The 19,085-nt window shown below is 27.5% G+C and carries 16 protein-coding genes; 15 read left to right on the forward strand and 1 reads right to left on the reverse strand.

The genetic code is table 11. The features are described from left to right. Positions 1–420 precede the first annotated feature (420 nt). The 6 genes from spoVAC to holA all read left to right on the forward strand — a co-directional run bounded on the left by spoVAC (position 421) and on the right by holA (position 7,632). Positions 421–870: a stage V sporulation protein AC gene (spoVAC, locus tag ACTNAO_RS09580; protein ID WP_441025903.1), complete on the forward strand. Its 450-nt coding sequence runs from the start codon at positions 421–423 to the stop codon at positions 868–870. 30 nt (positions 871–900) lie between these two features. Then, positions 901–1,914, forward strand: a complete 1,014-nt coding sequence (spoVAD, locus tag ACTNAO_RS09585; RefSeq protein ID WP_441025905.1) for a stage V sporulation protein AD — start codon at positions 901–903, stop codon at positions 1,912–1,914. A gap of 12 nt (positions 1,915–1,926) precedes the next feature. Continuing rightward, complete coding sequence (gene spoVAE / locus ACTNAO_RS09590) at positions 1,927–2,283, forward strand: stage V sporulation protein AE (RefSeq protein ID WP_441025907.1); 357 nt, start codon at positions 1,927–1,929, stop codon at positions 2,281–2,283. A gap of 77 nt (positions 2,284–2,360) precedes the next feature. Further along, on the forward strand, positions 2,361–4,835 hold the full coding sequence (locus tag ACTNAO_RS09595; RefSeq protein WP_441025909.1) for a P-type ATPase: 2,475 nt from the start codon (positions 2,361–2,363) through the stop codon (positions 4,833–4,835). A 22-nt stretch (positions 4,836–4,857) separates the two neighbouring features. Beyond that, positions 4,858–6,570: a ComEC/Rec2 family competence protein gene (locus tag ACTNAO_RS09600; RefSeq protein ID WP_441025911.1), complete on the forward strand. Its 1,713-nt coding sequence runs from the start codon at positions 4,858–4,860 to the stop codon at positions 6,568–6,570. 27 nt (positions 6,571–6,597) lie between these two features. Then, a complete protein-coding gene (holA, locus tag ACTNAO_RS09605) occupies positions 6,598–7,632 on the forward strand; it encodes a DNA polymerase III subunit delta (RefSeq protein ID WP_441025913.1) in 1,035 nt (344 codons plus the stop codon). A 33-nt stretch (positions 7,633–7,665) separates the two neighbouring features. On the opposite strand, the gene rpsT is transcribed toward holA, so the two are convergent. After that, positions 7,666–7,929 carry a 30S ribosomal protein S20 gene (gene rpsT / locus ACTNAO_RS09610; protein WP_441025915.1) on the reverse strand — a complete coding sequence of 88 codons (264 nt, stop codon included), beginning with the start codon at positions 7,927–7,929 and terminating at the stop codon, positions 7,666–7,668. 246 nt (positions 7,930–8,175) lie between these two features. On the opposite strand from rpsT, the gene gpr reads away from it, so the two are divergent. The 9 genes from gpr (at position 8,176) to dnaJ (ending at position 18,983) form a co-directional block, all read left to right on the forward strand. Beyond that, a complete protein-coding gene (gene gpr / locus ACTNAO_RS09615) occupies positions 8,176–9,150 on the forward strand; it encodes a GPR endopeptidase (protein WP_441025917.1) in 975 nt (324 codons plus the stop codon). 104 nt (positions 9,151–9,254) lie between these two features. Next, positions 9,255–10,304 (forward strand): stage II sporulation protein P, encoded by a 1,050-nt coding sequence (locus tag ACTNAO_RS09620; RefSeq protein ID WP_441025919.1) that lies wholly within the window; start codon positions 9,255–9,257, stop codon positions 10,302–10,304. A 74-nt stretch (positions 10,305–10,378) separates the two neighbouring features. Then, a complete protein-coding gene (locus ACTNAO_RS09625) occupies positions 10,379–10,687 on the forward strand; it encodes a hypothetical protein (RefSeq protein ID WP_441025921.1) in 309 nt (102 codons plus the stop codon). Between the two features lie 99 nt (positions 10,688–10,786). After that, positions 10,787–12,589, forward strand: a complete 1,803-nt coding sequence (gene lepA / locus ACTNAO_RS09630) for a translation elongation factor 4 (RefSeq protein WP_441025923.1) — start codon at positions 10,787–10,789, stop codon at positions 12,587–12,589. A 278-nt stretch (positions 12,590–12,867) separates the two neighbouring features. Further along, complete coding sequence (gene hemW / locus ACTNAO_RS09635) at positions 12,868–13,992, forward strand: radical SAM family heme chaperone HemW (protein WP_441025925.1); 1,125 nt, start codon at positions 12,868–12,870, stop codon at positions 13,990–13,992. A gap of 175 nt (positions 13,993–14,167) precedes the next feature. Next, positions 14,168–15,196 carry a heat-inducible transcriptional repressor HrcA gene (gene hrcA / locus ACTNAO_RS09640; protein WP_441025927.1) on the forward strand — a complete coding sequence of 343 codons (1,029 nt, stop codon included), beginning with the start codon at positions 14,168–14,170 and terminating at the stop codon, positions 15,194–15,196. Between the two features lie 18 nt (positions 15,197–15,214). After that, positions 15,215–15,832 carry a nucleotide exchange factor GrpE gene (gene grpE, locus ACTNAO_RS09645; protein WP_441025929.1) on the forward strand — a complete coding sequence of 206 codons (618 nt, stop codon included), beginning with the start codon at positions 15,215–15,217 and terminating at the stop codon, positions 15,830–15,832. A 59-nt stretch (positions 15,833–15,891) separates the two neighbouring features. Continuing rightward, positions 15,892–17,745 (forward strand): molecular chaperone DnaK, encoded by a 1,854-nt coding sequence (gene dnaK, locus ACTNAO_RS09650; protein WP_441025931.1) that lies wholly within the window; start codon positions 15,892–15,894, stop codon positions 17,743–17,745. Positions 17,746–17,843: 98 nt separating this feature from the next. Next, positions 17,844–18,983 (forward strand): molecular chaperone DnaJ, encoded by a 1,140-nt coding sequence (gene dnaJ, locus ACTNAO_RS09655; protein ID WP_441025969.1) that lies wholly within the window; start codon positions 17,844–17,846, stop codon positions 18,981–18,983. The last annotated feature ends 102 nt before the right edge of the window (positions 18,984–19,085 follow it).

Here is a 19,085-nt window from a genome sequence, read left to right on the forward strand (position 1 = left end):
GCCAATCTCCACAGGAGATAATTAAGAATTATTGTGTTTTGGCCCAAAGTATTTATGCTATTAGGTCTTATGTAAAATTTGGTGTAAGCGTTGAAATATGGAGCTTGTCCACCCACATAAATATAAATTAAAATTTTTGCGACGAAGGAGCAAAAATATCCTCAATTCTTAATTAAGCCGAGCGTATCGGCGACGGCTGACTTAATTCTTAATTATTAATTAACCGAAGTTGTAAGTGATAAAGAACAAAAAGTGAAATGAAGCAAATATTTGAGGTACAATTAAAAAATGTAAAAAGTAAATTTATTAAATAGTCTGCTTACTAAATTTTAAGCAGGCTATTTATCTTAAAGAAATTTTGCATAAATTTTATTTATTTTGAAACAATAAATATAGAAATTTCTTTAGGGGTGATTATTAATGGATAAAGAAAAAAGTTTAATTAAAAAATTTAAAATATTAACTAAGCAAGAAAAGCCTAAACCTAAAATTGTGAAAAATTGTATATGGGCTTTTGTAGTTGGAGGTATGATTTGTGACATTGGTCAGCTTATAATGAATTTTTTATCAAAATATGATTTTACAAAAGATCAAATTGGAGCAATTACATCAATTAGCTTGATTTTTTTAGGAGCACTATTAACTGGAATTGGGATTTACGATAAAATAGCAGAAAAGGGAGGGGCCGGTACTGTGGTACCAATTACTGGATTTTCAAATGCAATTGTTTCTGCGTCAATAGAATTTAAAAAAGAAGGATTTGTATTTGGAGTGGCAGCAAAAATGTTTACCATAGCTGGACCTGTATTAGTATACGGAATAGGTTCATCAGTTATAATCGGAATTATATATTATTTTTTCTTTTTATAGTATTTTACGTATAAGAAAGGAGAATATAAAATGGCAAAAAAGAGAATAGGAACATCAACTATAAAATTACAGTCACCACCTAAAATAATATCTACATATTCAGTAGTAGGACCTAAAGAAGGAGAAGGACCTCTTAGTTCATATTTTGATGAAATATTAACAGATGATACTTGTGGCAAGGACAGCTACGAAAAGGCTGAAAGTCAGCTTATTATAAAAGCAATAAATGGCGCAATAAATAAGGCTAGTTTAAAAAGAGAACAGATTAATTATTTATTTTCTGGAGATCTTTTAAATCAAATAATATCATCAGGATATGCAGCAAGAGAATTTTCTATACCTTTTTTTGGATTATATGGAGCCTGTTCTACCATGACTGAGTCTTTAAGTCTTGCGTCACTTATTATGGATGGAGATTTTGCTGATTATGTTATAGCTTCTACTTCATCACATTTTAGTTCTGCAGAAAGACAGTTTAGGTTTCCGCTTGAATATGGTTCTCAAAGGTGTGAAACTGCTCAGTGGACAGTGACAGGTTCAGGAGCTATGGTACTTGGAAAAAATGGAGATTATCCAGAAGTAAGATATGTTACAACTGGTATGGTTAAGGACTATGGAATTGTAGATGCAAATAATATGGGTGCAGCTATGGCACCGGCAGCAGTTGATACTATTTATAGACATTTTAAGGATACCAATAGAAAGCCAGAGGATTATGATATTATTGCAACTGGAGATTTAGGAAGTGTAGGAAAGGCAATAACTGAAAAACTTCTTCTAGAATATAATTATGATATAAAAAATAATTATATTGATTGTGGTGACGAGATATTTTACAAAAAAGAGCAAAATGTTGCAGCAGGTGGTAGTGGCTGTGGATGTAGTGCTGTTGTGGCAGCAGGATATCTTTATAGTAAACTTATGAAAAGACAAATAAAAAAAGTTTTATTAGTATCTACAGGTGCATTAATGAGTCCTACTTCTTCATATCAAGGAGAAAGTATACCAGGAATAGCTCATGCTGTATCAATAGAAATAGATTAGGAGATGAATAAAATGGATTTTGTAAGAGCTTTTATAGTAGGAGGAGTAATTTGTGTTATTGGTCAAATATTAATGGATACTACTAAGTTAACACCAGCAAGAATTTTAGTTTCCTTTGTTACATTAGGTACAATACTTGGTGCTTTTGGATTATATGATAAAATTGTAGAATTTGGGGGGGCAGGAGCTACAGTGCCTTTACCTGGATTTGGAAATACCTTAGCTAAGGCTGCAATAAGTGAGGTTAAGAAGATTGGATTATTAGGTGCCTTTACAGGTGGTATTACAGGTGCAGCTGGAGGTATTACTGCATCAATTTTTTTTGGATACTTAATGGCTTTGATATTTAATCCTAAAACAAAACAGTAGTTTCAAAATATTAAAGTATATATTATAATTATAATATGCAGTAAAATTAAGGTACGAGAATTTAGGGGGATTTTATTTTGGAAAATTATTGTAACAACACATGGAAAGATGTTGTTAAAGAGTTACATAGTAATATATATAGTGGTCTTTCTGAAGAGGAATGTAATAAAATACGAAGGAAATTTGGGGATAATTCCTTAAGGTTTCCTAGGGCAACTGGAAATATAAAAAGTTTTGTTAGAATTTATTTGTTAATACAAATTATAGCTTTTATTATCTTGCTTGTTAACAAGGAAATTGTAATGGCTGTTATTGTATTTACAATGTTTTTAACTAATATTATTGTAAAGATTATTGATGCTTTTAAGAAAAATAAAAATGTATCATTTCTTCAAAAATTAAATAATACAACTACAACAGTTTTAAGAGATAATCGTGAAAAAATCATAAAATCATCAGAATTAGTAAAGGGTGATATTGTTTACTTTAAGAAGAATTCTTTAATTGCAGCAGATCTTAGAATTATAGAAGCAAAGGATCTTATGGTTGATGAAAAAAATGTAACTGGTGAAACATTTTTTAAAAATAAATTTGAAAGTAGGCTATCAGGTAATATTTCTAGTATAGGTGAAATGAATAATATGTTGTTTAAAGGTTCCATAATAAAAGAAGGAAATGGAATGGGTATTGTTGTAGAAACTGGAGAAAGTACTCAACTAGGAAAAATATTAAGTATGATTTATTATTCATCTAATAATAAATCTTCTTTAGTTGATTTAATAGAAAAAAAATTCAGTAAGATTTTTTTGGGAATATTCTTAGTAACAATAATATCACTAGCTTTTGATGTTCTAGTTGGAAACAGATTTAAGGATTTTTTAACATGCTTGTTTGCTGTTTCAATATTACCCTTAAATTTATTAATTTCTATTGTTTCTAAAGTTTTAAAAAGTGATCTTTTAAAGGAAAAAATAGAACTAATAAATATATCTACATTAAATTTAATAAATGAAGTAGAACTTATTTTTTTAGATAAAATAGGATCTATAACTGAGAATAATATGTATGTAAATAAAATATATACTAATAATTCAATAATGAATATTAATGAAATTAATTATGATGAAGATATATGTGTAAAAAAACTTATAGATGCTGTTCTTTTAAGTAATAATGCAAAATATAATATTGAAAATGATTCTGGAGAGGGAGATTTAGTTGAAATTGCTTATTTAAGATTTGCAGCAAGAAAAAAGATATATAAGTCAATTATTGATTCAAAGCATCCAAGAATTTTTGATATTCCTATGGATTCTGATGAGCAAATATTTACAACAGTTAATAAATATAAAAATGGTTATAGAGCTAATGTTAAAGGAAGTGTGGATTCTCTTTTAAGTAAATGTACTCATATTATGATAGATGGAGAAGAGAGATTAATTACAGATGAAGATATTGAAAAGATAAAAGCTGTACATTATAATCTTTCTATTGAAGGATTATATTTGCAAGCTGTTTCATATAGAAATTTTTCATATAAGCCAACACCTTCTGAAAATATTGAAAGCAATTTAGTTTTTGTAGGATTAATAGCATTAAAAAATCCATTTATTAAAGATATAGATAAAGATATTAATGAAATTAAAAATAGAGGAATGATTCCAATACTTTTTACTGAAGATAATATTATTGCAGCATCTACTATTGGCAAAAAAGCAGGATTTACAAATGATAATACTGGTGTAATATCGGGAGTTGAATTAGATTCACTAACTAAAGATGAATTAAAAAATACATTAGAAAGAGTAAAGGTATTTTGTAAAATAACGCCAGAATTAAAAAATAAAATAATAGGTACATATGTGAAGTCTAATTATAATGTTGCTGTTCCAGGTGAAACTTTAAGTGATTTATCTTCATTAGGAGTAGCTAAAGTAGCTATTGGTAAAGGTGAAGCACCTAAAATAGTAAAAAAAATATGTGATGTTTTTATAAAGAATAATTATCTTAAAGGATTTGTTTCACTATTCGATGTATCAAAAAATTTTATGACTGATTTAAATAAAAAAATATACTATTTTGTGCTTATTACCTTATGTGAAATTTTTACTGTCAATGTACAGTGGATTTTACATGGTAAAAGTGAAATGAATTATATTATGATGCTTTTTATTAATTTATTAATATTTTTACCACTAACAGTAGTTTCAACAAACACAAAAGTATATAACTCTAAGATAAAAAAGTTTGTAATTAGAGGGTTACTTTGGATGTTAATGATTGTAATATCTAATTCCATTATAAACAGCAATTATGGATTATGTTCCTTTTTAATTTTAGGTGGACTTGTTATTCAAAATTATGCAATGTCATGTGAGAAGAAGTACTTAAATATTTGTTTAGTATGTTTGTCAGTTGTATTTTTAATTATGGGAACTATTGTTATTTCAATATTATATAATTTTAAATTATCTATATTATCATTTATTATTTTTGTTGTATCAATAATTATTTCTAGTATATTTGAATTTTTTATTAAGAAATGGGAATAATTAAGTGCTGAGGTGCTTAATTATGAATTATAAAAATGCTATAATTTATATTTCTTTATCTATTATTATGTCTTCTATAGTGTATGGAATTCATTTTAGCAATAATGTGGCAGCTATAATTTTAGCTGTCATATTTTTTGGTATTTCTTTTTTGTATTTATATACTACTTTAAATAAGGATATTTTAACTTTTTTAGTTTGTGTAGTATTATTTTTTTTCATTGGTATTGCCAATAATTATATATATTATAATTGTTGTAATGGCTATAATAATAAAAATTTTAATGGACTTGTTAGAATTACTAAAAAGTTTACTTATTCATATATTGGGGAATACAATGGTAAAAATATATATTTAACTGGCAATTTACCTGAGGCATATATTGGAGAAGTTTTTTTTATAAAAGGAGAATTTTCAAAAAATATTGATATTGAATATGGAAATATAGGAGAAGTTAAGGTTAAATATGCAAGTAAAAGTAAAGATGATTTTATTACAAGTATATATAAATTAAGATTAAAACTATATAATAATATTAAAAATAATTTGGGAAAACGAAAGGCAGCATTAATTTCTTCATTATCATATGGATATAGTGATTATTTAGATGAAGAAGATAAAGAAGATATGAGAAACTTAGGTGTAATACATGCTATAAGTGTTTCTGGCCTTCATGTGGCTTTAATATATGAAATTACTCAAAAATTATTAGGCAAAAAATTATCAGTAATTATTACATTGGTATATGTTATTTTTACAGGTTCAGCATTTTCGTCTTTAAGGGCATTTATAATGATATTTTTGAAGGTATTTGCTGTAGAATTTAGAAAAAAGTATAATGCTATGGGAGCTCTTTGTTTTAGTTCTATTGTTATTACAATATATAAGCCTTATGCAGTATTTAATTTAGGATTTATATTATCCTTTTTGGCTATTTTGGGAATTATATTATTTTTAAACAATATAGATAAAAAATTATTTAAGTTGCCTAGTTTTTTACGTGAAACTATATCAATGACAATATCATCAGCTATATTTACAACACCTATACTTATATATAATTTTGAAAAGGTATCATTAGTATCATTAATTGGAAATCTTATTATAGTTCCTATTTTAACTATAATAATAAAAATAGGTAATTTGCTTATTTTATTTACAAATTGCAATAGAATATTTGATTTTTTATGTTATATTTTATTGAAGATAATAAATGTACTTGATTATATTGTTGAAAAACTTTATTACTTTAATAGCAGTGTTTTTGTAAATAAGCAAATGTTTATAGTTTATTGTCTTTTTTTAATTTCTATTTATTTTTATAAAAAAGGTTATAAAAAAAGTATTTATATAGTTATTTCAGCTATAATTGGATTTTTTATAACTATATATAGTCCTATAATAAAACTTACATATATTAATGAAGGTGCAATTCTTATAAGTTATAAAGGTGATAGAAGAATTATATGTAATTCTGAAAATTATAAGGAAAATGAATCAAAGAAAAAGAATTTAGCATATGATGTCACTAGAAAATGTAGTAAGGTAAAGATTAAAGATGCAATAATAATTTCAGAGGAAGATAATTATGTATTGCATATAGGAAATAAAAAATATCTTTTAAAAATAAGTGACAAAGTCACTAAGGATATTAAATATGATATAATTGATTTTGTTAATGGAAATACAAATGAAGTTTATGTTTTAAGTAAGGCTGTAATATGTATTAAGTAAAATATATTTGCGATGGAGAATTTAAAAATGATAAATGGTGACATACTTAATAAGGATATTAAAAATAAAAAAATAAGCAATTCATATATATTATGTGGTATAGATGAAGAATTAATTAAAGAATCAATTAATAATATTATAAAACCCTTTGTTTCTAATGATGGTATGGATCTTAATTATATTAAAATGGATGGTCTTACTACAGATTTTGATTCTATAAAAAATGCATGTGAAACAATGCCTTTTTTTTCTGATAAGAAAGTAGTGGTTATATATAGAGCAAATTTTTTAAAAGAAAAATGTGATTCTGAAGGTAAAAAGTTATTTTCTGAAATAAAAGAATATTTAAAGGATATTTCTGAAACTACTATATTAATAATGTATTATGTATTTAATGATAAAAGGGAAAATCCTAAAAAAAATAAAAAATTAATGTCTTTAGACAAAATTACCAATATAGTACATATTGAAAAGCTTAAGAGAGAAGGATTTGTAAAAAAGGTTTCAGAAATTTTTAAAATTCAAAAGGCTGAAATTGGAAATATGGAAGTAAGATATTTTTGTGAAAAAGTTCCTTCAAATTTAGACATAGTAAAATATGAAATAGATAAACTTATTTCATATGCAAATGGTAGAAAAATAAAAAAAGAAGATATTGATAAATTGCTTCCAAGGAAAAGTGAAGATGACATATTTGATCTTGTAGATTTAATATCTCAAAGAAAAATAGAAAAAGCAATGGATATGCTTGATGAACTTTTATTTAAAGCAGATCAGCATATGCTTATTATTACTTCCATTGAAAAACAATTTAAAACTCTTTATGATGTTAAAGCTTATCTTAATGAAGGGAAAAGTAGTAGCGATTTAGAAAAAATACTAAGAAGACCTAAATTTGTATGTGATAAATTATCTAATCTTAGTAAAAAGTTTACGAGAAAACAACTTGAGGGATTGTTAAGAATATGTCTTGATACTGAAAATGTATTAAAATCTAGTACAGTAGATAAGAAAACAGAATTAGAATTTTTGCTTATTAAGACATTAATGGTAAAAAAATAAAATAACCGGTCATTATGACCGGTTTTTTATACATTATGCCATTGCATTTAATTTTGCAGCTAATCTAGACTTCTTTCTAGCAGCCATATTCTTGTGAACTACTCCTTTTTGTGCAGCTGTATCTAACGCCTTAACTGCACTAGTGAATAAAGTCTTAGCTTCTTCTGCATTATTTGCTGCTACAGCAGTTTCAAACTTCTTAATGCTAGTTCTTAAAGCTGATTTAATCATTTTATTGTGATTAGTTTTAACTTCAGTAACTTTTATTCTCTTTTTAGCTGATTTAATATTTGCCATTTTATAATTCACCCCCTTAATTTTGGGTTTTATGCATTTTTTGGGGAACATGCACAACCTTATAATCAACATGCTATATTATATCATTGAAAGTATATAGTTTCAAGTGTTAAACTTATTAATTTGTAATTTACATAAAAAGAAACTTTAAATATGTAATTTTAATTTTTATAGGAATAATTTTAACAAAAATGATAAAAATATTGTTATAACTATAATAAATTATTTAAATTAAGGAGTAGAAAAATGATAAGTGTAAGAACTGATTTAGCTATAGAAGCTGCTGATATATATAAAAAAGAAAATAATAAAGATGCAGATGGTATAACTATTAAAGAAATAAATAAGGAAAATAACAAAATTACAATAGTTAAAATTTTAAATGAAAGCGGTTCTGAAAAAATAGGAAAACCTATTGGAAATTATATAACTATGGAAATACCTGAATTTACTGCATATGATGGTAAAATGATGAGTAATTCTTCTGAAGTTTTAGGAAAAGTATTAAAGGATTTTCTTAAGATACAAAAGAAAGATACTGTATTAGTTGTTGGACTTGGAAACATAAGGGTTACACCTGATGCTTTAGGACCAAAGGTGGTAGAAAATATAATGGTAACAAGGCATTTAAGTGATGTGATGCCTGAAGCATTAGATGAAAGTGTTATTTCAACTTGTGCATTATCACCAGGTGTACTTGGAGTTACAGGAATTGAAACTTTTGAAATTATAAAATCTCTTGTAGATAAAATTAAGCCAAGTGTTGTAATATGTATTGATGCGTTGGCTTCGCAAAAAACAGAAAGAGTAAACAGGACTATTCAAATATCAGATAGTGGAATAAATCCTGGTGCAGGTGTAAATAATTTTAGAAAATCAATTTCAAAGGAGAATTTAGGAGTTAAGGTTATAGCAATAGGAGTTCCTACAGTTGTGCATGCATATACCATTGCAAATGATGCTATAGATATGGTATTGGATAGCTTAATAGAAAAAGCAGAAAAAGGAAAAGAATTTTATAATATGCTAAAAAGAGTAGATAAAAATGAAAAAAGAATTCTTATTAAAGAAGTATTAGATCCTTTATTAGGAGAAATGATAGTTACACCTAAAGAAGTTGATTTAATGATAGATTCTTTATCAAAGATAATAGCTAATGCATTAAATATAGCTCTTCAGCCTAATCTTACAGTAGAAGAAATTAATATGTTTTTAGGTTAACTATTTATTAAAATATATGTTTTATCTATTATAAAAATTCAACTAATAATTGCAAAAGTCCCTCCATATATTTAAAAAGAAAAATAATTTAAGGAGGGATATTTTTGCAGTCCTTTTATGAGATAAATTATAAATATGCAAAAGTAAATTTAGGACTTGTTGTACTTCTTACTTTATCATGTGTTTTTGGATTTAGAGTCATTAATGTTTTAAAAAGTAATACGGAAAGAGGAGCATATGCATATGTGCAAATAATAAATTTTGAAATGCCAATTGTAAAAAATACTACTTATAATCATGAAGATTTTATTGAAAATAAACTTTCCTTAAAAAATGTGTGTTTAGAAGCTTTAGGGTTAAATAATATTAATCCATATAAGATAATAAATGCTGAAGCAGCATGTATTAATATTACTAATTATACAAAGAAATTGCAGAATTCTCAAAATGTTGTGTCAGAATCAGGCTTTACTTTAGGAGAAGATTCTATTGTAAAAAATGAAGATAATTTTGAAAGTAATGATATAGACAATTTAAAGAAGGTTTTAGATGAAACAAAACCAGAAGTACTAATATATCATACTCACACAACAGAGTCTTATAGTGAAGATAAACCAGACTCTTTTGAAGAAAAATATAACGTTGTAGGTGTTGGGAATATATTAGAAAATGAACTTGAAAACATCTATGGTATAGCTACAATTCATGATAAAACAAATCATAGTGTTTCGTATTTAAAGTGTTACGAAAGATCAAATGAAACTGTAACAAGATATTTGCAAAAATATGGGGATTTTAAACTTGTAATTGATATTCATAGAGATTCTGTTGACAATAAATCTGCTGTAACTGCAACAGTAAATGGACGAAGTGTTGCAAAAGTAATGTATGTTAATGCTAAAAATAGTACAAGGTATAGTAAAAATAAAGAGTTAGCAGAGTATTTTAGAAATAGAACAAATGAATTATATCCAGGAATGTGTAGAGGTGATGGAATATATACCTATAATTCTGGTAAAAATGCTTTTAATCAAAGCTTAAGTGATAATTCAATGCTTATAGAAATAGGGGCTGATTCTAATACGTCAGAGGAGGCTAAAAATTCTATAAAATGTATAGCAAGAATTATTGCTGAGTATGTTAATAAGAAGTAGTAAGAATATTTTCTTTAAAATTGTTAATAATAAATTTTATAACATAGTTTATTTTGGAGTTGAATTTTAACAAAATGAAAAGTAATAATTATAAAGAAAATATAGATTTTAACAAGAAAAATATATTTATTAAAATTTTTAATAAGATATTTTTCTTACTTCTATTTATAGCTATAATATTATGTTTTATAAGAATAAATGTAATAAATACAAAGATGTTTTCTCCTTATGGTAATGGAAGGGAACAATATGAACTTATTAAAGATGACTTAGGAGAAGATTTTAAAAACTTCACCAAAGACGACGCAGGAATAAAAATATACGAAAAAAACAATCATATAAGTATAATAAAAATTGGGAATAAGGAATTTGTAATAAAATAACTTAAAAATAATAGGGCTATTTGTCATAGAATAAATATTTATTCTATGATATAATTTAGCTATTATACAAGTTTGAAAGGAAATAAGGTACATAAGTTTATGAAAGATAGAAAAGAATTTATAAGAAATTTTTCAATAGTAGCACATATAGACCATGGTAAGTCTACTTTAGCTGATAGATTATTAGAAGCAACTGGCACTCTTACTCAAAGAGAAATGGAAGAACAAGTTTTAGACAATATGGAAATAGAAAGAGAAAGAGGAATTACAATAAAATCTCAAGCAGCAAGACTTATATATAAAAGAGCAGACGGGCAAGAATATATACTAAATTTAATAGATACTCCAGGACATGTTGACTTTACATATGAGGTTTCAAGAAGTTTAGCAGCATGTGAAGGAGCTTTACTTGTTGTTGATGCAACTCAAGGAATACAGGCACAAACCCTTGCAAATTGCTATTTAGCATTAGACAATGATTTAGAAATAGCTCCTGTTATAAATAAAATTGATTTACCATCACAAAGAGCAGAAGAGGTAAAAGAGGAGATAGAAGATGTTATAGGAATAGAAGCAGAAGATGCACCTATGATATCTGCTAAAACAGGTCTTAATATAGGTGATGTATTAGAGGAAATAGTTGAAAAGCTTCCGCCACCAGAAGGTGATGAAAATGCACCATTAAAAGCATTAATATTTGATTCTTATTATGATAGTTATAAAGGAGTAGTGTGCATAGTAAGAATTAAAGATGGAATTGTAAAACCAGGTATGAGAATTAAACTTATGGCAACAGATAAGGTCTATGAAGTAGTAGAAGTTGGAGTATTTACACCTAAGTTATTACCTATAAATAAACTTATGGCAGGTGATGTTGGATATATTGCAGGTTCTATAAAAAATGTAAGAGATGCTAGAGTTGGTGATACTATAACAGATGCTGACAATCCTACTGAAGAAGCACTTCCAGGATATAAACCTGCAATCCCTGTTGTTTATTCTGGTATATATCCAGTAGATGGTGCAAAATATGAAGAACTTAAGGAAGCACTTGAAAAACTTCAAATTAATGATGCAGCTTTAAATTTTGAACCAGAAACATCAGTAGCACTAGGATTTGGATTTAGATGTGGTTTCTTAGGTCTTTTGCATATGGAAATAATCCAGGAAAGAATAGAAAGAGAGTTTAATTTAGATATTATTACTACAGCGCCTTCTGTAATATATAAAGTAATAAAAACTGATGGGGAAGTGCTTGAAATAACAAATCCAACTAATCTTCCAGAAGCAACGGAAATTGATTATATGGAAGAGCCAATAGTTAAAGCAAGTATAATTACACCAACAGAATATGTAGGAACAGTAATGGAACTTTGTCAGGATAGAAGAGGTAAATATATTGATATGCAATATATAGAACAAACTAGAGCTGTAATTAATTATGATATGCCATTAAATGAAATAATATACGATTTTTTTGATACATTAAAATCAAGAACAAGAGGATATGCTTCTCTTGATTATGAACATAAAGGCTATAATAGAACAAAACTTGTAAAACTTGATATATTATTAAATGGGGATATTGTAGATGCATTATCTATGATTGTTCCAGAAGAGCGAGCTTATGCAAAGGGAAGAGCAATAGCAGAAAAGCTTAAGGAAATAATTCCAAGACAGCTTTTTGAAATTCCAATACAAGCAGCTATTGGTTCTAAAATTATTGCAAGAGAAACAATTAAAGCAATGAGAAAAGACGTACTTGCAAAATGCTATGGTGGTGATATTTCAAGAAAGAAGAAGCTTCTAGAGAAGCAAAAAGAAGGAAAGAAGAGAATGAGACAAGTTGGATCTGTTGAAGTTCCACAAGAGGCATTTATGGCTGTTCTTAAAGTTGATTAAATAAAAAATTAGATAATTAAGTGCTTTTACGCTTTGCTTAAAGCAAATATTTAGGGCCTAGAGAGCATTGGCATAATTAAGTTAGGTGTATGACTTGAAATTGTGGCTTACTTAAAATTAAAATTTTTGCGAGGCAAGGAAAGAATAGAAGCTTAATGAAACAAATAATTGAGGCTACACTTAAAAATAATAAACATTAATAACAATTGTCGCATTAGAGGTTAAAAATCTAATGCGATATCTATTTTTAGAAGAGAAAAATTTTTTAGGAGAAAAAAATGAAAGAATTATCATTATATGTGCATATTCCTTTTTGTAAAAGTAAATGTTTATACTGTGACTTCCCATCTTTTGCAAATAGAGAAAATCTTATGAGTGATTATATTAATGCGCTAATAAAAGAAATTAATATGAAGGCAACAAAATATATTATAAGGAGTCTTTTTATAGGAGGAGGTACTCCAAGTTATTTAAGTGAAGGAGATTTAGAGAAACTTCTTAAATGTTTAGATAAGCTTAATTTTAAGGAAAATGCTGAAAAAACTATAGAATGTAATCCAGGAACCATAAGTGATAATAAACTGAAAATTATAAAAAAATACAATATTAATAGAATAAGTATTGGACTTCAATCAGTAGATAATAATATACTAAAATCTATAGGTAGAATACATACTTTTGAACAATTTAAGGAAAACTACCAAAAGATAAGGAAATACGGTTTTAATAATGTAAATATAGATGTAATGTTTGGACTCCCAAATCAAAGTGTAAAAAATTACATTAATGGCCTAAAAGAAATTATTAATTTAAAACCAGAGCATATTTCCGCGTACAGTCTTATTATAGAAGAAGGTACTCCTTTTTTTAAGGACTATGAAAATGAAAAATTGAATTTGCCTAATGAAGATCAAGAGAGAGAAATGTATCATAAGGGAAAAGAATTATTAGAATTAAATGGGTATAATCAGTATGAAATATCTAATTTTGCAAAAGATAATAAAAGGTGTTTTCATAATATACAATATTGGAAATGCAATGAATACTTAGGAGTTGGGGCATATAGCAGTTCATTTATTGATTCAAAAAGAATTAAGAATGTACAGGATATAAAAGAATATATACATTTAATAGATAATAATAAAAGTACAGAAATTATAGAAAATATTAATAATTTAAATGATAATATGGAAGAATTTATGTTTATGGGATTAAGAATGATAGAAGGCATAGAAAAGCTTGAATTTGAAAGAAGATTTAAAAAGAATATTTATAGTATATATAACTCTCAAATAAATAATAATATAAAAAAAGGATTATTATTAGATAAAGATGAAAGAATAAAATTAACACCTTTAGGAATTGAATTTTCTAATGAAGTAATGTGTGAATTTATTTTTTAAAAATGGAGTAATTTTAAGAAAAACAGAGAAAAAGAGAGTAATATTATATATATCTTAAGAAAATGAAAATATAGAAACCCATAATGCATTGACAAAAATCATCTTTGAGAATACTATAAAAGCATAGTCATTAGCACTCATGAATGACGAGTGCTAATAAAATGAGGTGATGTTTATGGCTATAGATAAGAGAAAAATAAAAATCTTAGAAGCTATAATAAATGACTATATAAATACAGGTGAACCTGTAGGTTCTAGGACTATAGCTAAAAAGTATGATTTAGGAGTAGGTCCTGCTACAATAAGAAATGAAATGTCAGATTTAGAAGAAATGGGACTTCTAGAACAGCCTCATACATCTGCAGGAAGAATTCCATCAAGTAAGGGATATAGGTTATATGTTGATAACTTAATGAAACAATCTAAATTATCAGATGATGAGGAACTTCAAATAAAGAAATATGTTATTGATTGTGCTATGCTTGAAGTTGATAAAATTGTAAAGCAAGCAAGTAGTCTTTTATCTGAATTGACTAATTTAACATGTATAGTACAAACGCCTTCTATGCGTAAGAGTTGTATTAAATCTGTTCAACTTATAAGAGTGGATGATCATAATTTAGTTTCAGTGATAATAACAAGTAGTGGAGTTATAAAAAATCATAGAATAAAGATTAACTCAATGCCAAATGAAAAAGATTTATTTATAATAAATCAAGTTCTTAACAAAAGGCTAGCTGATCTTACAATTGAAGAAATAAATTTAGAAGTAATAAACAATATGAAATCTGATTTATCTGGTTATGATGATATATTTAATGCAATAGTTCCTGCACTTTATGAAACATTAAGGTCAGAAGATACATCAGAAATATTTATGGAGGGAACTACTAACATATTTAATTATCCAGAATACAACGATATAGACAATGCAAAAGAGATACTTAATCTGCTCTACAATAAAGATTATGTATTAAAATTATTAGCACCAAATGGTGATATAAGTATAAAAATTGGAGATGAAAATTATCTTCCAGAAGCAAAGAATTGCAGTATTATTTCAGCAGAGTATTCAATGGGAAATGGTCCAATTGGTACAATTGGTTTAATAGGTCCTAGAAGAATTAACTATTCAAAGGTTATTGCAATAATGGCTCAAGTTATGAAAGAACTTAATGATACATTAAAAAATCAAAGATTATAAAAGAGGTGGGAAATTTTAATGACTAATAAAGAAAAAGATGTTAAGTTAGAAGATGAAAATTTAGAAAAAGATAATGTTTCTGAAGAAGAAAATGTTATAGAAAATGAAGATAATAACTTAAATGAAAATACAGAAAATAATGAAGAGGATGAATCAAAAGAAAATTCAGAGGATACATTTACTATGCTTAGAAAAAGTAAAGATGAAGTAAAAAAACTTACAAATGAAGTTCAAACATTAAAAGATAGACTTTTAAGACAAACAGCTGAATATGATAATTTTAGAAAAAGAACAGCAAAAGAAAAAGAAGGAATTTACACAGATGCATGTGTAGATGTACTTAAAGAAATACTTCCAGTAGCTGATAACTTAGAAAGAGCAATTTTAGCAGAAGGAAATTTTGAGGACCTTAAAAAAGGAATTGAAATGACTATAAAAGGACTTCAATCAGCTTTTGAAAAATTGGGAGTAGAAGAAATAGATGCATCAAAGGACTTTGATCCAAATCTTCATCAAGCAGTAATGCATGTAGAAGATGAAAATTTTGATAAAAACCAAGTAGCTGAAGTATTTATGAAAGGATACAAGAGAGGCGAAAAGGTAATTAGACATTCAGTTGTTAAGGTTGCAAATTAAAATATTTAATAATTAAGTAAAAAAATAAAGATTAATATATAAGATTAGGAGGAATAATCATGGGAAAAATTATAGGTATTGATTTAGGAACAACAAATTCATGTGTAGCTGTTATGGAAGGTGGAGAACCAGTTGTAATAGCAAACTCAGAAGGATCTAGAACTACTCCATCAGTTGTATCTTTCCAAGCAGATGGTGAAAGATTAGTAGGTCAAGTTGCAAAAAGACAGGCAATTACAAATCCAGACAAAACAATAATTTCAATTAAAAGAGAAATGGGAACTAGTCATAAAACTAAAATTGATGATAAAGAATATTCTCCACAAGAAATTTCAGCAATGATACTTCAAAAAATTAAATCTGATGCTGAAAGTTATTTAGGAGAAAAAGTTACTCAAGCAGTAATTACTGTACCAGCATATTTTAATGATGCTCAAAGACAAGCAACTAAAGATGCAGGTAAAATAGCAGGACTTGAAGTTTTAAGAATTATAAATGAACCAACAGCAGCTTCACTTGCATATGGTCTTGATAAAACAGAACAAAATGAAAAGATATTAGTTTATGATTTAGGTGGAGGTACATTTGATGTATCTATACTTGAACTTGGTGATGGTGTATTTGAAGTTTTAGCAACAAATGGTGATACAAGACTTGGTGGAGATGACTTTGATAATAAGATAATGGATTATATAGCTGATACATTTAAATCAGAAAATGGTATTGATTTAAGAAATGATAAAATGGCTCTTCAAAGATTAAAAGAAGCAGCTGAAAAAGCTAAAATAGAATTATCTTCTTCAACTCAAACAAATATTAACTTACCATTTATTACAGCAGATGCTACAGGTCCAAAACATATAGATATGAATCTTACTAGAGCTAAATTCAATGAATTAACTGCTGATTTAGTTCAAAGATCAATAGAACCAATGAAGAAAGCTTTAGCAGATGCTAGTCTTTCAATTAATGATGTAGACAAAGTAATATTAGTAGGTGGTTCTACAAGAATTCCAGCAGTTGTTGAAGCTGTTAAAAACTTTACTGGAAAAGAACCATCAAAGGGAGTTAATCCAGATGAATGTGTTGCAATAGGTGCAGCTATTCAAGCAGGTGTATTAACAGGAGAAGTTAAAGATGTATTATTACTTGATGTAACTCCATTAACACTTGGTATTGAAACAGCAGGTGGTATTTCAACTCCATTAATAGAAAGAAATACAACAATTCCAACAAAGAAGAGTCAAATATTCTCAACTTATGCAGATAATCAAACTTCAGTTGATATAAACGTATTACAAGGTGAAAGACAAATGGCTGCTGATAATAAGAGCCTTGGAAGATTTAATCTTTCAGGAATAGCACCAGCTCCAAGAGGAATTCCTCAAATCGAAGTAACATTTGATATAGATGCAAATGGTATTGTTAAAGTATCAGCTCTTGATAAGGGAACAGGTAAGGAAGCTAACATTACAATTACTGCTTCAACTAATCTTAGTGATGAAGAAGTTCAAAAGGCAGTAGATGAAGCTGCTAAATACGCAGATGAAGATAAGAAGAGAAAAGAAAAAATAGAAGTTCATAATAATGCTGAACAAATAATTTATCAAACTGAAAGTTCATTAAAAGAACTTGGTGATAAGGTATCTGCAGATGACAAAGCTAAGATAGAAGCTAAACTTGAAGAAGTTAAGAAGGTTAAAGATGGTGATGATACTGAAGCTATAAAGAAAGCTACAGAAGAATTAACTCAAGAATTCTATGCAGTATCTTCTAAGTTATATCAACAAGCTGGAGGACCTCAAGGTGCAGCAGGACCAGATATGGGAGCTGAGCAAGGAGCAACACAAAATGAAGGACCAAAGGATGACAATGTAGTAGATGCAGACTTTAAAGTAAATGATGATAAATAGTTGTCAAAACTAAACTTAGTAATATATAATCATAAAAGGAAGGCTTAAGTCGTCTTCCTTTTTTATGAATGAGAAAAATTACAGGCGGTGAAAATATAATGGCAAGCAAAGATTATTATAAAGATCTTGGACTTGAAAAAGGCGCTAGTGATGACCAAATAAAAAGAGCATACAGAAAGCTAGCTATGAAATATCATCCAGATAAAAATCAAGGCAATAAAGAAGCAGAAGAAAAATTCAAGCAAATAAATGAAGCTTACCAAGTTTTATCAGATCCAGAAAAGAAGGCAAGATACGATCAATATGGAACTGCTGATTTTAACGGTGGATTTGGTGGCGCAGGTGGCGCTGGTGGATTTGACTTTGATTTTGGTGGTATGGGATTTGATATATTTGATTCATTCTTTGGAGGAGGAGGTAGCTCTTCTAGAAGAAAGAATGGACCAGTTCCAGGAAATGACCTTGAATATACTTTAAATTTAACATTTGAAGAAGCTGTTTTTGGTGTTGAAAAAGAAATATCAATTACAAGAAGTGAAAATTGCGATGTATGTCATGGTACAGGAGCAGAACCAGGAACATCTTCTAAAACATGTCCACATTGTAATGGATCAGGACAAGTAAAGGTTCAAAGAAGAACTCCACTTGGAAATTTTGTTACAACTACAACTTGTGATAAATGTGGTGGTACTGGTAAAATTATTGAAAAGCCATGTCATGAATGTAAAGGAAAAGGTCATTTAAGAAAGAACAGAAGAATTACAGTTAAGATTCCAGCAGGAGTAGATACTGGTAATGTTATACCACTTAGAGGACAAGGTGAACATGGTAAAAATGGAGGACCAGCTGGTGATCTTTATGTAAGAATAAGAGTTTCACCTTCAAAACAATTTGTAAGAAAAGGTAACGATATATATACAGATGCTCATATATCTGTAGGCAAGGCAATACTTGGAACAGATATTACTGTTGATACTGTTCATGGAAGTGTAGAATATAAAATACCAGCAGGAACACAATCAGGAACTTTATTCAGACTTAAAGGAAAGGGTGTACCAAAGGTAAATTCAAGTTATACAGGAGATCAATATGTAAAGGTAATTGTTGATATCCCTAAAAATATTAATGAAAAACAAAAAGCTGCAATGGTAGAATTTATGGAAGCTGGCGGCGAAAAAGTCGAAGATCAAGGCATTAAAGTAAAACAAAAGCATAAAGGCGGATTCTTTAAAAAGTAAAAAAAAGCCTACACGAAATTAATTTTTAAATTATTTTTGTGTAAGGCTTTTTATTAGTCTAGTGTAGTAAGTGTCTAATGTTTTATTTAAAAGGAAAAGTTA

Origin of the sequence: Clostridium sp. HCP1S3_C6, from assembly GCF_052066735.1 — a bacterium.
In the GTDB taxonomy this organism is placed as follows: Bacteria; Bacillota; Clostridia; order Clostridiales; family Clostridiaceae; genus Clostridium.

What these genes read in the sequence shown, in the direction of transcription:
- spoVAD (WP_441025905.1), top strand. Translation starts at nt 901, where the DNA reads ATGGCAAAAAAGAGAATAGGAACATCAACTATAAAATTACAGTCACCA.
- holA (WP_441025913.1), top strand. Translation starts at nt 6,598, where the DNA reads ATGATAAATGGTGACATACTTAATAAGGATATTAAAAATAAAAAAATA.
- spoVAC (WP_441025903.1), top strand. Translation starts at nt 421, where the DNA reads ATGGATAAAGAAAAAAGTTTAATTAAAAAATTTAAAATATTAACTAAG.
- lepA (WP_441025923.1), top strand. Translation starts at nt 10,787, where the DNA reads ATGAAAGATAGAAAAGAATTTATAAGAAATTTTTCAATAGTAGCACAT.
- ACTNAO_RS09625 (WP_441025921.1), top strand. Translation starts at nt 10,379, where the DNA reads ATGAAAAGTAATAATTATAAAGAAAATATAGATTTTAACAAGAAAAAT.
- hrcA (WP_441025927.1), top strand. Translation starts at nt 14,168, where the DNA reads ATGGCTATAGATAAGAGAAAAATAAAAATCTTAGAAGCTATAATAAAT.
- ACTNAO_RS09600 (WP_441025911.1), top strand. Translation starts at nt 4,858, where the DNA reads ATGAATTATAAAAATGCTATAATTTATATTTCTTTATCTATTATTATG.
- spoVAE (WP_441025907.1), top strand. Translation starts at nt 1,927, where the DNA reads ATGGATTTTGTAAGAGCTTTTATAGTAGGAGGAGTAATTTGTGTTATT.
- grpE (WP_441025929.1), top strand. Translation starts at nt 15,215, where the DNA reads ATGACTAATAAAGAAAAAGATGTTAAGTTAGAAGATGAAAATTTAGAA.
- hemW (WP_441025925.1), top strand. Translation starts at nt 12,868, where the DNA reads ATGAAAGAATTATCATTATATGTGCATATTCCTTTTTGTAAAAGTAAA.
- dnaK (WP_441025931.1), top strand. Translation starts at nt 15,892, where the DNA reads ATGGGAAAAATTATAGGTATTGATTTAGGAACAACAAATTCATGTGTA.
- rpsT (WP_441025915.1), bottom strand. Translation starts at nt 7,929, where the DNA reads ATGGCAAATATTAAATCAGCTAAAAAGAGAATAAAAGTTACTGAAGTT.
- dnaJ (WP_441025969.1), top strand. Translation starts at nt 17,844, where the DNA reads ATGGCAAGCAAAGATTATTATAAAGATCTTGGACTTGAAAAAGGCGCT.
- gpr (WP_441025917.1), top strand. Translation starts at nt 8,176, where the DNA reads ATGATAAGTGTAAGAACTGATTTAGCTATAGAAGCTGCTGATATATAT.